The organism is Myxococcus sp. CA051A (genome assembly GCF_013336705.1).
Classification (GTDB): Bacteria; Myxococcota; Myxococcia; order Myxococcales; family Myxococcaceae; genus Myxococcus; species Myxococcus llanfairpwllgwyngyllgogerychwyrndrobwllllantysiliogogogochensis.
This window is the reverse complement of record NZ_JABUMS010000003.1, coordinates 332,716-345,844: the sequence shown is the minus strand read 5'-3', so window position 1 is coordinate 345,844 and position 13,129 is coordinate 332,716. Positions and strand designations below refer to the sequence as shown.

Here is a 13,129-nt window from a genome sequence, read left to right as displayed (position 1 = left end):
GCCCCGAATCGGCCCATGGTCCCCATCTCCTACTACCTCCTGCTTGCCGCCGCCCTGTTCTGCATGGGCATGTTTGGCGTGATGGTGCGCCGCAACGCGCTGGTCATCTTCATGTGCGTGGAGCTGATGCTCAACGCCGCGAACCTGACCTTCCTCGCGTTCGCCCGAATGCACGGAGACAGCGTTGGCCATGTCTCCGCCTTCTTCGTCATCGCCGTCGCGGCGGCGGAAGCGGCCATTGGCCTCGCCATCGTCATCGCCGTCTTCCGGAGCCGAGGCAGCGTCCTGGTGGAAGACATCCGGACCATGAAGCACTGACGGACCCGCCAGGAGCCCTGTCATGACCCTCTCGCAATTCCTGACGACGGCGCCCGTCGCTCCCGACGTGATGGCGCCCTCCCTGTGGCTCATCATCGCCCTGCCGCTGCTCGGCGCGTTCATCTGCGGCGTGTTCGGCAAGATGCTGGGCCGGGCCAACGTGAACCTGGTCGCCTGCTCGGCGGTAGGCGGCGCGTTCGTGCTCAGCGTGCTGGCCTTCTGGGCCACCAGCGCCACGGACCCGGAGACCCGCCGGCTCCTGTCCTTCCTCGTGAACCCGTTCGGCAACGAGCGCGACTACGTGCGCTACGCCCTGGCGCACGACTACGGCACCTGGTTCGCCGTGGGCGACTTCCGGGTGAACTTCGGGCTGATGGTGGACCACCTGTCGGGCACCCTGCTGCTGGTCATCACCGGCGTCGGGTTCCTCATCCACCTGTACTCCACCAGCTACATGGAGCACGACGAGTCCTACTGGCGCTACTTCGCGTACCTGAACCTGTTCGTCGCGGCGATGCTGACGCTGGTGCTGGCCGACAACCTGGTCCTGCTCTTCGTGGGCTGGGAAGGCGTGGGCATGGCCAGCTACCTGCTCATCGGCTTCTGGTACACGGACCCGGCCAAGGCGTGGGCGGGCCGCAAGGCGTTCGTCACCAACCGCATCGGTGACTTCGCGTTCCTCATCGCCACGTTCCTGATGGTGCTCCTGGTGGGCGCCTTCAACAAGCAGGCCGACGAGCGCGACTACACGGTGGCGGGCAGCAGCAGCCAGCGCTACGCGTCCGCGCTCCAGGACAAGGGCCCCGTCACCTTCCTGGGCCTGCAGAAGATGGCCGAGGCGCTGCCCGAGGGCGGCGGCAAGGTGACGCTGTCCACCCCCATCGCCGCGGGCCCGTTGGAGGGCTACACGTTCGGCGGGGTGATGACGGCGGCGATGCTGCTGTTCCTGCTGGGAGCCGCGGGCAAGAGCGCGCAGCTGCCCCTCTACGTCTGGCTGCCGGACGCGATGGCGGGCCCGACGCCCGTCTCCGCCCTCATCCACGCGGCGACGATGGTCACCGCCGGCATCTACCTGTTCAGCCGCATGTCCGCGCTGCTGGTGCTCAGCCCCACGGCCATGGCCACGGTGGCCATCATCGGCGCGCTGACCTCGCTGCTCGCGGCGCTCATCGCCTTCGCGCAGGACGACATCAAGAAGGTGCTCGCCTACTCCACGGTGTCCCAGCTGGGCATCATGTTCATGGGCGTGGGCATGGGCGTGTTCTGGGCGGCGGTGCTCCACCTCGTCACGCACGCGTTCTTCAAGGCCTGCCTCTTCCTGGGCGCCGGCAGCGTGATGCACGGCAACGGGGACGAGACGGACATCAAGAAGCTGGGTGGCCTGCGCCACGAGATGAAGTGGACGTGGGGCACGTTCTTCGTCGCCACGCTGGCCATCACCGGCATCATCCCGCTGTCCGGCTTCTTCTCGAAGGACGCCATCTTCCACGGCGTGCACCACAACCACCTGGAAGGGCTGCACTGGGTGTCCAGCGTCGTCTACTACCTGGGCCTGCTCATCGCCGCCTGCACCGCGTTCTACATGACGCGCGTGTACCTGCTGACCTTCGAGGGTCAGCGCTCCAAGGAGGCGAAGCTGGCGCACGCTCACGAGAGCGCGTGGCAGATGACGCTGCCCCTGGTGGTGCTGGCGGTGCTCAGCGTGGTGTCCGCGGTGTACGCGTGGCCGCTGATGAAGGCGCCGGGCGACGGCCGGCCCCAGCCGGTGTTCGAGAACTTCCTGAGCCCGGTGTTCGCGGCGATGAACCGCATCGTGGCGTCGGGCAAGACGGTGGAACTGGACACCAGCGTCCCCGCCATGGGCGACTACGTCTTCGCGTGGCTCGTCGCCGTCTCTGGCGGCGCGCTGGCGGGCTTCCTCTACCTGCGCTTCTTCCCGGCGCGCGTGGGCCAGCCGGTTCCCGCGTTCGCCCGGGCGGTGCGCCGCACGGCGCAGAACAAGTTCTACGTGGATGAGCTGTACGAGCTGGCCATCATCCGGCCGGTGAAGTTCATGAGCTTCATCCTCTTCCGCGTGGTGGACGCGCTCCTCATCGACACCGTGGCGGTCCGCGGCACGGCGTGGGTGACGGCGCGAGTGGGCAGCGCGCTGCGCTACGTCCAGTCGGGCGACGCCCAGGCCTACGCCGCAGTGATGGCCCTCGCCCTGCTGGGCGGAGTCGCCTACGCCCTCATCCAGGTGCTGCAATGAGCTTCTTCGACACCCACCTGCTCAACCTCGTCGTCTTCCTGCCCCTCATCTTCGCGGTGCTGGTGTTGATGCTGCCGGCGGGCGAGTCGGGACAGATTCGCACCGTCACGCTCATCGCCATGCTGGTGGACCTCGTGTTCGGCGTGTGGGCGTACATGCGCTTCGAGCCGGGCGGCCCGGAGTTCCAGCTCGAGTACCGGGTGTCCTGGTTCAAGGAGTTCGGGCTCAGCTACCACCTGGGCGTGGATGGCCTGGCGGTGAGCCTGCTCCTGCTCACGGTGTTCCTGGGCCCGCTGGTGGTAATGGCCTCCACCACGTACATCAGCCACCGCATCAAGGAGTTCCACCTGGCGCTGCTGGTGCTCCAGACGACGATGCTGGGCGCGCTGGTGTCGCTGGACGTGCTGCTCTTCTACATCTTCTTCGAGGCCATGCTCATCCCCATGTACCTCCTGGTGGGTGTGTGGGGCGCCGAGGACCGCCAGATGGCGGCGGTGAAGTTCTTCCTCTACACGCTGGTCGGCTCGCTGCTGATGCTGGTGGCACTCATCGCCGTGTACTTCATCAGCTCACCCGCGGGCGCGCGCTCGTTCGACTACTCCACCCTGTACAACGGCCTGCTGGACGCGAACCGGCAGCTGTCCGCCTGCAACGCGGGCCCCCCCGGAGCGTGTGACTCGCTCACGGGACTGGCCGCGACGCTGCACACCTATGGCCCGTGGCTCTTCGCCGCCTTCGCGCTGGCGTTCGCCATCAAGGTGCCCATGTGGCCGGTGCACACGTGGTTGCCGGACGCGCACGTGCAGGCGCCGGTGGCCGGCTCCATGATTCTGGCCGGCGTCATGCTGAAGATGGGCACGTTCGGCTTCTGGCGGTACGCGATTCCGTTCTTCCCGGTGGCCGCGCAGAACGCCCGGCCCTTCCTTGCGACGCTGGCCGTCATCGGCATCGTGTACGGCGCGCTGATGTGTCTGGCGCAGCGGGACATCAAGAAGCTGATTGCCTACTCGTCCGTGAGCCACCTGGGCTACTGCATGCTGGGCATCTTCGCCCTGACGGCGGAGGGCGCCACGGGCAGCGCGTACCAGATGCTCAACCACGGCATCTCCACGGGCGCGCTGTTCCTCCTGTTCGGCTTCCTCTACGAGCGGCGCCACACGCGACTGATGGCGGACTTCGGCGGCATCGCCAAGGTCATGCCGGTGTTCACGGTGGCCTTCGTCATCATCACCTTCTCGTCGGTGGCGGTGCCGGGCACCAACGGCTTCATCGGTGAGTTCCTCGTCCTGCTGGGCACGTTCAAGTCGGACCTGGGCGCGGCCGCGGGCAACCCTCACCTGACGATGGTGTTCGGCGCGTTCGCCACCCTGGGCGTCATCCTGGGCGCCGCGTACATGCTGTGGATGGTGCAGAAGGTGTTCTTCGGCGGCCTCACGCACCGCGAGAACCAGCACCTGACCGACATGAACCTGCGGGAGATGCTCACGGTGCTGCCCTTCATCATCCTCGTCGGAGTGATGGGCCTGATGCCGCAGCCGTTCCTCGACCGCATCGAGCCGTCCACTGGCCGCTTCCTCGCCCGCGCTCGCGTGGGCACCCCGGGAGCCACCGTGCAGGAGGACCAGGTGCGCGTGGAGGTGATGGCGCTGCCGGCCCACCCCACCGTGGCTGCTCCGAGCGCCCCCACCCCGCTCGCCGCCCGGGCCGTCCCCTCGTCTCGGCCGTAAGCCGCCTGAGCCCACGACATGATCCTGCCCAATCTCACCCTGGCAGACTTCCTCCCGCTGATTCCCGCCATCATCCTGGTGGTGGGAGCCTGCATCCTGCTCCTGTCGGAGGTGTTCCTCAGCGCCACCGCGTCGCGCTCCTACCAGGCCGTGCTCACCGTGGTGGCGGCGGTGGCGGCGGGCGCCGTGGCCGTGGCCTCCATGTTCGAGCCGGCGCACGAGGCGTTCCTCGGCTTCGGCGTGCTGGACCCCTTCTCCAGCTTCCTCACCTTCGTGGTGTGCGTGGGCCTGGGCCTGGCGGCGCTGAGCTCGGTGAGCTTCCTGCGCAAGCGCGGGGCGGAGCGCGGTGAGTTCTACGCGTTGATGCTCTTCGCCGCGGCGGGCATGAGCCTGCTGGCGATGTCCAACGAGCTCATCACCCTCTTCGTCAACCTGGAGGTCCTCTCCATCGCGACCTACGCGCTCACGTCGTACCTGCGACGTGGCACGCGGCCGAGCGAGGCGGGCTTCAAGTACTTCATCCTCGGCGCCTTCTCCTCCGCGGTGCTGCTGTACGGCGCGGCGCTCCTGTACGGCGCCACCGGCACCACGAAGCTGACGGCCATGGTGGGCCCGCTGTCCGGCGCGCTCGCCACCCAGCCGGCGCTGGTCTACGCGGGCCTCATCCTCCTGGGCTCCGGCTTCGCCTTCAAGGTCGCCGCGGTGCCCTTCCACATGTGGACGCCGGACGTGTACGAGGGTGCCCCCACCCCCGTCACCGCGCTGATGAGCGCGGGCGTGAAGGCCGCGGCCTTCGCGGCGCTGGTTCGCGTGTTCCTCACGCTGGGCAAGGGAATCGACCCGCACCTGCCGCTGGTGCTGTTCTCCACCCTCGCCTTCCTCACCATGGTGGTGGGCAACCTGCTGGCGATTCCGCAGCGCAACGTGAAGCGCATGCTGGCGTACTCGTCCATCGCCCACGCCGGCTATCTCCTGGTGGGCGTGGCGGCGCTGTTCGTCACCGCGCCGGGCGAGCAGTTCCGCCTGCTGGGCCCGTCCGAGCTGACGGGTGGCTCGCCGGTGGAGCTGGCGCGCTCGCAGGCGCTGCGCGGCATCCTCTTCTATCTGCTCGCCTACACCTTCAGCGCCGTGGGTGCCTTCACCCTGGTGTCCGTGCTGGAGCGCCGCGAGGACGAGGAGAAGGGAACCGCGTGGGACCTGGAGCGGTTCAGCGGGCTGGCGCAGCGCCGTCCGGGCTGGGCCGTGGCCATGGCCACCTTCATGCTGTCGCTGGGCGGGATTCCTCCCACCATCGGCTTCATGAGCAAGCTGCTCATCTTCCAGAGCGCGGTGGACTCGGGCCTCATCGGCCTGGCCATCGTCGGCGTGCTCGCCAGCGCGGCGGGCGCCTATTACTACCTGCGCGTGGTGGTCTACATGTTCATGCGGCCCGTGCCCGAGGGCGCCCAGCCGCTCGAGCGGAGCTGGTCCACGGAGCTGGCGCTGGTCCTCTCCACCGCCGCCGTGGTGGTGTTCGGTATCCTCCCCGGCCCCATCACCGCGTGGCTGGAGCAGGCCAGCAGCATCTTCGGCCAGTAGCCCTCGCGGGGCTGCCTGCCCCGTGGTTGTTCCCACGCCCGCCCCGGCCTCATGCTCGGGCGGGCGTCGTCTTTTCCGGGGCCCGCCACGAAGCGCGCGCTACGGCTCCGGAAGCGCTCCACGCAGCTCGAAGGTCTCCAGGCTCACGGTGGCTCCCTCGTCGCGCAGGAGTCGCTCCAGTGGCGCGTCATCCGTCACCACCACGCCCATCGACTCGCGCGAGGTCCCCAGCAGCGAGAAGGCGCCCTCCAGCAGCGCCCGCGCATGAGGCAGTGAGGCCGCGAAGAAGGGAAACAACACCGCGCCGCCCGAGCGCATGTCCATCATCCCGAGCGGCGCCTCCTCGACACCGTCCTCGCGCGCCAGCCGCAGCAGTCGGTGCGAGGCCAGCGTCGCGTAGCGAGCCAGCTTGCCCGGCATCATCCCGAAGGCCCCCGTCAGCGGCGCCCAGTCACCTGCCTCCAGGGGCACCACCACCAGCCCGCCAGGCACGGGCGGAAGCGCGGCCACCTGGGCGCGCGTCACCTTCAGGTTGATGCCCTGGCGTGCGCGCCTCATGCCCAGCGAGGTGTACAGCCCCAGGGCCGCGACGTTGTCCCGCTTCACGTTGAGGGCCCAGCTCCGACAGCCCTGCTCCCGGAAGCGCGCCGCCACCCGCTCCATCAACCAGCGCCCCAACCCCCGCCGACGCGCGGAGGGCGCCACCACCAGCTGCCCCACGTAGCCCAGCTCTCCCAGCGCGTCCGTCGACGTGTACCCCTCCACCCCACCCGGCCCGTCCACCAACAGGGTGCGGGGGGCCACCTCATGGGCCCACATGGAGGCGGACGGAGGTGGTTCGTCCACCCCCAGCTCCGCGAACAACCTCACGTAGGTTTCGTAGTCTTCGGCCCGGCCAGGCCTCAGGGCCCACGCACTCGGCTGCCTTCGCGCTTCCACCGCCATCAGGCATTCCTCCGCAGAAGGATGGAGCGAACACCGACGCGGGCGGATTTCAACGGCCGACAGCACAAAAGAAGGCGGCCCGACACTCCACAGGGGAGGGTCGGGCCGCGGGTCTTCTGAAGGTGACTCACCGGAAGTGCTGAAGGGGTGGGGGGGAACCGCCTTCAGCCTCGCTTCGATGTGTCCCGCGTGGAGCTATAGCAGTCGTCGTGCCAAGAGTCGTTTTGAGACAAACTCCAGTTTTCTCAGGCACTTAGAGGTCCACCCGACACTGGCCAACCTCGGCGATTGCATTGCAGCCCTGAAATCGACTTGCAGAACTGAAAATTCTCAATGATTTCAAGCGCCTGTGTTTTTCACCGATGAACCTCGTTCATTTCGGATCTGAATCCACAGGTGCGCAAAAGTTACACGTCCAACTCCACCCTACTCCCGGACCGCCTCGCTGGGCGGGCGGAGGTTGAGGCGCTTCATCTTCCGCCACAGCGTGGTGGAGGAGACGCCCAGCTCGTCCGCGACGCGGGCAAGGTCCACGCCATGGCGCTCCAGGGATTGGGCGATGGCGCGGCGCTCGGCCTCTTCCACCACCTGGGCCAGCGTGGGGCCTCCGCTCGTGCCCGAGCCCAGGCCCAACTGCCCGTCCAGGGAACTGAGGCCAGATGAGCCGTGCGCGGGCGGCAGGCGGGCCTGGCGCAGCGGGAAGTCCTCGGGCAGCAGCTCGTCGCTTTCGGCGAGCGCGGCGGCCTGCTCCACCAGGTTCTCCAGCTCGCGCACGTTGCCAGGGAAGTCGTAGCCCATCAGGTGCGTCACGGCGGAGGCGGACAGGCGCCGGGGGTTGGGGCTGCGGGCGTTGGCGCGCTCCAGGAAGTGCTCGGCGAGCGCGGGCACGTCCTCCAGACGCTCGCGCAGGGGGGGCACGCGCAGCGTCACCACGTTGAGGCGGTAGTAGAGGTCCTGGCGGAAGCGCTTCTCGCGCACCTCCACTTCGATATCTCGGTTGGTGGCGGCGACGGTGCGCACGTCCACGCGCAGCGCGGTGGATTCGCCCACGCGGCGGACTTCACCCTCCTGGAGGGCGCGCAGCAGCTTGGACTGGAAGGTGGGGCTCGTCTCCGTCACCTCGTCGATGAAGAGCGTGCCGCCATCGGCCTCCTCGAAGAGGCCGCGGCGCGCCTTCACCGCGCCCGTGAAGGCGCCCTTCGCATGGCCGAACAGCTCGCTCTCCAGCAGGGACTCGCTGATGGCGGCGCAGTTGACGGGCACGAAGGAGCGGCTCTTGCGACGGCTGTGCGCGTGGAGCGCGCGCGCCACCAGCTCCTTGCCGGTGCCGCTCTCGCCCTGGATGAGCACGGTGGCGTCGCTCTGCGCCACGCGCATCAGCCGCGAGGTGAGGTCCCTCATGGCGGCGCTGCGCCCCACCAGCGCGGACAGGCCGTGGCGCTGGTTGAAGTCGGTGGCGAGGTTGTCCACGTCGCGCAGGAGGCGCGCGCGCTCCAGGGCGCGCTCCACGCGGTAGCGCAGCTCGCTCTCCTTGAAGGGCTTGGTGACGTAGTCGTAGGCGCCCAGCCGCATCGCCTCCACCGCGCTCTCGATGGAACCGAAGGCCGTCATCATGATGACCTGGAGACGGGGGGCCACCTCCAGCGCGCGCCTGAGCAGCGTCAGCCCGTCCATGGGCTCCATCTTCAAGTCCGTCAGCAGCAGATCCATGCTGCCGCCCGACAGGTGGGCCAGGGCCTCCTCACCCGTGCCCGCCTCGAAGACGGTGTAGTGCTCGGCGCGCAGAAGCAACGCGGTGGTCGCGCGCATGTTGCGCTGGTCGTCCACGACGAGGATGCGTCCACGGGACGGCGGGGTGTTCGCGTCAGTCATGGGAAGGACGGGGGCTGCGAGAGGGGAAGGCGGAAAGTGAAGGTGGTACCGCGACCGGGGACGCTGTCCACGGCGATTTCGCCTCGATGTTCCTCGAGGATACGTTTGACGACAGCCAGGCCCAGGCCCGTTCCCTGCGCCTTGGTGGTGAAGAAGGGTTCGAAGACGCGGTGGAGCAGCTCGGCGGGAATGCCCAGCCCCTGGTCCGCCACGTCGATGCGCAGCTGCTCACGCCCACCATGCGCCTCCCGTCGAGCCCGCACCTGCACCCTCCCGCCCTGCGGCATGGACTGAATCGCGTTGACGGCCACGTTGACGAGCGCCTGGCGGATGAGCCTGCGGTCCATGGGCACCGGCGGCAAGCCGGGCTCCACCTCCGAATCGATTTGCACGGGCCGGTCCGTGCCACCGCCCTGCACGCGCGCCGCCTCCAGCGAGTCCTGGAGCACGCGGCCCAGGTCCTCGTGCTGGAGCACCGGGTTCCTGGGGCGCGTGTAGTCCAGCAGGTCGCCGACGATGCGGTTGAGGCGGTCGCTCTCCTCGCCCAGGATGTCCAGCAGCATCCCCGCGTCACCCGCGGGCTCCAGCAGCCGGCGCAGCGACGCCACCGCGTTGAAGATGACGCCCAGCGGGTTGCGCACCTCGTGCGCGACAATCGCGGACAGCTCGCCCAGCGCCGCCAGTCGCTCGCGCTTCACCATCTCCGCGCGCGTGGCGGCCAGCTCCGCGTAGCTGGCCCACAGCGATTCGTACAGGCGCGCGTTGGCGATGGAGAGCGCCAGCTGACCACACGTGGCCTCCGCCAGCTCGACGAGCTGGGGGCTGAAGCCCCGGGTGCGCCGCGTGTCGTCCACCAGCACCACGCCAATGAGTTCCTCGCGAGAGGTGAGCGGCAACGCCAGGAGCGCCTTCTCGCCGAAGCGCTGGACGAGCTGCGGGTTGAAGCCTCCGCCAGAAGCCTCCACGTCCTCGATGGCCACCGGCCGCCGCTCGCGCGCGGCCCGGGCCGCCACGCTGTCACTGCTCAGCGACAACACCACCGTGCGGAAGAAGTCGCGATGGGCCGCGGAGGCCGCGGCGCCCCGGAGCACCTTGGCGCTCTCGTCGTACAGCATGATGTAGCAGTTGGACACGTCCAGCAGGTGGACCAGGAAGTCCGAGGCCACGTCGAGGATGCTGGAGGTCTCCAGCACGCCCGACGTGGTGCGGGCCAGGTCCAACAGCAGGCGCGTCTCCGTGAGCTGCCGCCCGGACTCCGAGCGCAGCCGCCGCTGCTCCAGCAGCGTCACCAGCAACTCCGACAACGTCCCGAGCAGCCGCACATCCCGCGCGTCGAAGGGCCGGTCCGGAGCACGCAGGACCTGGAGCACCCCACAGACTTCTCCGCCCCGAGCCAGCCGCACCGCCGCGCCACTGCCCAGCGCCCCGCCGGAGACTTCGCGCAGCACCGCCGCCTGCGCCTCCGTGGTGAGGTCTCCATCCAGGGCGTCCGGCACCGAGGCCCCCATCACCCGGCTCAGGCGGTCCACGGCCCCCGGGGAGACGCCGCTCTCCGCGAGCCCGAAGTGGGCGGTCAGCTCCAGCGGGCCCTCCTCGCCGCTCGTCAGGTGCAGCACGGCGGCCTCCGCCAGCAGCAGCTCCGACACGCGCGACAGGAAGTCCTCTGGCGTGGGGGGAATCGGCCGCGCCACGAAGCGCGCCATCTCCGCGACGGCGCCCACTTCCCACCGGCTGCGGGTGCTGTCCGCCTGCACACGCGCGTCCGTCAGCGCCGCCCCCACCACCTTGGCGAAGAGCGTCAGCACCGAGCCGTGGCGAGGCGCCACCCAGGGCCCCTCCACTCGCAGCACCTCCACCTGGGGCCCACCCACCGGCAGGTACACATGCGTGGGCGAGGCCCGCTCCGCGCCACCGAAGACAGGGCGCCCGTCCGACAGCGCCTCCAGCCCCAGGTACACGTCCACCGGAGGAGGCCCCCCATCGAGCGCGTGCAACCGCATGCCGTCCCACCGCAACAGCCGCACCCGGAAGCCCGCGGCCTCCAGGCCCTTGAGCGCGACGCGGCGCACCGCGTCCTCGGAGTGCGCGGACACGAGACCCGCGGAGGTCTCCACCAGTCGCTCGGCCACGGACAGCTCGGTGGGCCGGTCCACCATGGGAAGCAGGTTGAGCAGCAGCGCCCGCCCCCCGCTCTCGAGCGAGAGATGGGACGCGTAGAGGGCCACCTCGCGGGTGACGCCGTCCGCCGAGGGAACCTGGTACAGCTGCGTCGCCGCCTCCATGGGCACGCCGGACTCCAGCAGGCGGTAGCGCTCGACCAGCCTGCTGCGGTCCTCCGGCTGGACGAAGTCCATGATGGAGCGCCCCTCGACTCGCTCCCGGGGAAGCCCCAGGAGCGCGAGGTACGCGTCGTTCGCGGCGAACACCCGTCCGTCCACCACCGCGAGCACGGGGTTGGCGAAGGGCTCGATGAAGGCGCGCAGCGACGCCTCGCTGTAATGCCTCGTGCTCATCCGCGACGCAGCACCCGCTTCTCGCCCACCCGGAGCGTCACCTTCTCCCGGTCGAAGTACTCGGACAGAGGGATGACGAACTTGCGGCTCTGTCCCACCAGTTCCTTGAAGGCCTGGGTGGTAATTTCCTTCTTCTCGCGCAGGTGGGCAACCAGCCGCTCCCGAAGGGAGCCCAGCGCCGCCGCGTCGAAGCACAGCTCCTCGCTGACCTTCACCACCCTCCCCTCGGCCACCAGCACCTTCATCAGCTCTCGCAGGCGGGGCACCGGGAGCTGGAGCTTCTGGGACAGCTCGCCCTCCGTGGGCGGGGCCAGTCCCGTCGCGGACAGCTCCGCGGCGAGCCGCGCCCGGGCCGCCTCGTCCCCCAGCGACAATGCACGGCCGCGCCCCTTCAGACGCACGAGGTCCCGGTCCACCTCCAGCTTCCCGGTGTCCCCCAGTCCCTGCAACACCCGCTGGAAGGCGCGAGCGTCCAGCTCGGACGACAGGCGCTGCCGCAGCTCCTCTCGGGACAGGCCCTCGCGCAAGGGCTCGCGCTCATGGAATGCGGCCAGCAATGCGAGCGCTCGCCCCTGCAGTCCCTCGAACACCTCGCCGGACAGATACAGCCGCTTCTCGCGGTCCAGCAGCAACGCCGTGCCCCTCGTGCCCGACAGCTCCAGCGCGCGCGTCAGCACCCGAGGCCCCAGCCCGGAGCGGCCGAACAGCTCCCGCTGCGTCAGTCCGCGATAGCCCGCCTGCCGCAGCAACCAGGCCACCTGCCCCGCCGGGTCCGCCTCTCGCAACGGCGCCACCACCGCCGAGCCCCCCTTGCGGCGCCGGGGGGGCACAATCGACAGCACGCGTCCGCCCGCGAGCGTCGCGCCCCGCCCCGGCAGCGCACGCGAGCCCCGGAGGATGAAGCGCTGGCCCACGAGCGCCGCCACCGGAGCCTCCAACCGGAGCTGCGCCAGCGTCGTCTCGCCGGGCTCCAGCCGCTCCACGTCCAGCAGCGCCACCGTGGCCTCCACCTGGGAGGTGCCCAGGTGCAACAGCAGCTTCCGGCGACGCGGCAGCGGCGACTCCGCCGTCGGCAGCAGCGTCAACTCCACGTCCAGCATGCGCGTCTCGGGCAGCTCTCCCGAGCGCGTCAGCACCTGCCCTCGGTGGAGTGACTCCGCCTCCACGCCCGGCAGGTTCACCGCCGCGCGCTGCCCGGCCTCCACCTTCTCCACCGCCCGCCCGTGCACCTGCACGCCGCGCACACGCAACGGGCCCGGCTGTCCCGGCAACAGCGACACCGCGTCGTCCACCGCCACCGTGCCCGACAGCAACGTGCCCGTCACCACCGTGCCGAAGCCCTTCAGCGTGAAGACGCGGTCCACCGGGAGGAACGTCGGCCCCTCGGAGGGACGCTTCGCCAGCGCACCGGCGGCGCGGCTGAGCGCGGTGCGCAGCGCGTCCAGTCCCTCCCCCGTGCGCGTCGAGCAGGGCACCACCGGCGCCCCTTCCAGGAACGAGCCCGTGGTGAGCGCGGCGAGGTCCGCCTCCACCAGCGCGCGCCACTCCGGCCCAGGCTCCGCCAGCAGGTCCGACTTGGTGAGGGCGACGACACCCGCGCGCACGCCCAGGAGCCGGCAGATGTCCAGGTGCTCGCGCGTCTGGGGCATCACGCCCTCGTCCGACGCCACCACCAGCACGGCCAGGTCCACGCCGCCAGCACCCGCGGCCATCGCCTTCACGAAGCGCTCGTGGCCGGGCACGTCCACCACACCCGCCACCGTGCCGTCATCCAGCGTGAGGTGCGCGAAGCCCAGCTCCAGGGTGATGCCCCGACGCTTCTCTTCCTGGAGCCTGTCCGTGTCGATGCCGGTGAGGGCCTTCACCAACGACGTCTTGCCGTGGTCGATGTGGCCCGCGGTGCCGACAATCATCGCCTCACCACG

General features: G+C 69.8%; 8 protein-coding genes. 4 read left to right on the top strand and 4 right to left on the bottom strand.

Going from position 1 to position 13,129, the window contains the following annotated elements; translation table 11 throughout:
- The first annotated feature begins 15 nt into the window (after nucleotides 1–15).
- From nuoK to HUA74_RS11355, 4 genes are read left to right on the top strand one after another with little or no spacing between them, the layout of a single operon-like run.
- Nucleotides 16–318, top strand: a complete 303-nt coding sequence (gene nuoK / locus HUA74_RS11370; RefSeq protein WP_141643162.1) for an NADH-quinone oxidoreductase subunit NuoK — start codon at nucleotides 16–18, stop codon at nucleotides 316–318.
- 22 nt (nucleotides 319–340) lie between these two features.
- On the top strand, nucleotides 341–2,569 hold the full coding sequence (gene nuoL / locus HUA74_RS11365) for an NADH-quinone oxidoreductase subunit L (protein ID WP_141643159.1): 2,229 nt from the start codon (nucleotides 341–343) through the stop codon (nucleotides 2,567–2,569).
- Nucleotides 2,566–4,296, top strand: coding sequence for a NuoM family protein (locus HUA74_RS11360; RefSeq protein ID WP_174454579.1), 1,731 nt, complete (start codon nucleotides 2,566–2,568; stop codon nucleotides 4,294–4,296). Before nuoL ends, HUA74_RS11360 begins: the two co-directional genes overlap by 4 nt.
- Nucleotides 4,297–4,314: 18 nt before the next feature.
- Nucleotides 4,315–5,874, top strand: coding sequence for an NADH-quinone oxidoreductase subunit N (locus HUA74_RS11355; RefSeq protein WP_141648587.1), 1,560 nt, complete (start codon nucleotides 4,315–4,317; stop codon nucleotides 5,872–5,874).
- 99 nt (nucleotides 5,875–5,973) lie between these two features.
- On the opposite strand, the gene HUA74_RS11350 is transcribed toward HUA74_RS11355, so the two are convergent.
- From HUA74_RS11350 to selB, 4 genes are all read right to left on the bottom strand, one after another.
- Entirely contained in the window at nucleotides 5,974–6,744 is a 771-nt protein-coding gene (locus HUA74_RS11350) for a GNAT family N-acetyltransferase (protein WP_371817226.1), read from the bottom strand.
- A gap of 501 nt (nucleotides 6,745–7,245) precedes the next feature.
- Nucleotides 7,246–8,691 carry a sigma-54 dependent transcriptional regulator gene (locus tag HUA74_RS11345; protein WP_174454577.1) on the bottom strand — a complete coding sequence of 482 codons (1,446 nt, stop codon included), beginning with the start codon at nucleotides 8,689–8,691 and terminating at the stop codon, nucleotides 7,246–7,248.
- A complete protein-coding gene (locus HUA74_RS11340) occupies nucleotides 8,688–11,204 on the bottom strand; it encodes an ATP-binding protein (RefSeq protein ID WP_141648590.1) in 2,517 nt (838 codons plus the stop codon). Before HUA74_RS11340 ends, HUA74_RS11345 begins: the two co-directional genes overlap by 4 nt.
- On the bottom strand, nucleotides 11,201–13,117 hold the full coding sequence (gene selB / locus HUA74_RS11335; RefSeq protein WP_174454576.1) for a selenocysteine-specific translation elongation factor: 1,917 nt from the start codon (nucleotides 13,115–13,117) through the stop codon (nucleotides 11,201–11,203). Before selB ends, HUA74_RS11340 begins: the two co-directional genes overlap by 4 nt.
- Between the last annotated feature and the right edge of the window lie 12 nt (nucleotides 13,118–13,129).

What these genes read in the sequence shown, in the direction of transcription:
- nuoK (WP_141643162.1), top strand. Translation starts at nt 16, where the DNA reads ATGGTCCCCATCTCCTACTACCTCCTGCTTGCCGCCGCCCTGTTCTGC.
- nuoL (WP_141643159.1), top strand. Translation starts at nt 341, where the DNA reads ATGACCCTCTCGCAATTCCTGACGACGGCGCCCGTCGCTCCCGACGTG.
- HUA74_RS11360 (WP_174454579.1), top strand. Translation starts at nt 2,566, where the DNA reads ATGAGCTTCTTCGACACCCACCTGCTCAACCTCGTCGTCTTCCTGCCC.
- HUA74_RS11355 (WP_141648587.1), top strand. Translation starts at nt 4,315, where the DNA reads ATGATCCTGCCCAATCTCACCCTGGCAGACTTCCTCCCGCTGATTCCC.
- HUA74_RS11345 (WP_174454577.1), bottom strand. Translation starts at nt 8,691, where the DNA reads ATGACTGACGCGAACACCCCGCCGTCCCGTGGACGCATCCTCGTCGTG.
- HUA74_RS11340 (WP_141648590.1), bottom strand. Translation starts at nt 11,204, where the DNA reads ATGAGCACGAGGCATTACAGCGAGGCGTCGCTGCGCGCCTTCATCGAG.
- selB (WP_174454576.1), bottom strand. Translation starts at nt 13,117, where the DNA reads ATGATTGTCGGCACCGCGGGCCACATCGACCACGGCAAGACGTCGTTG.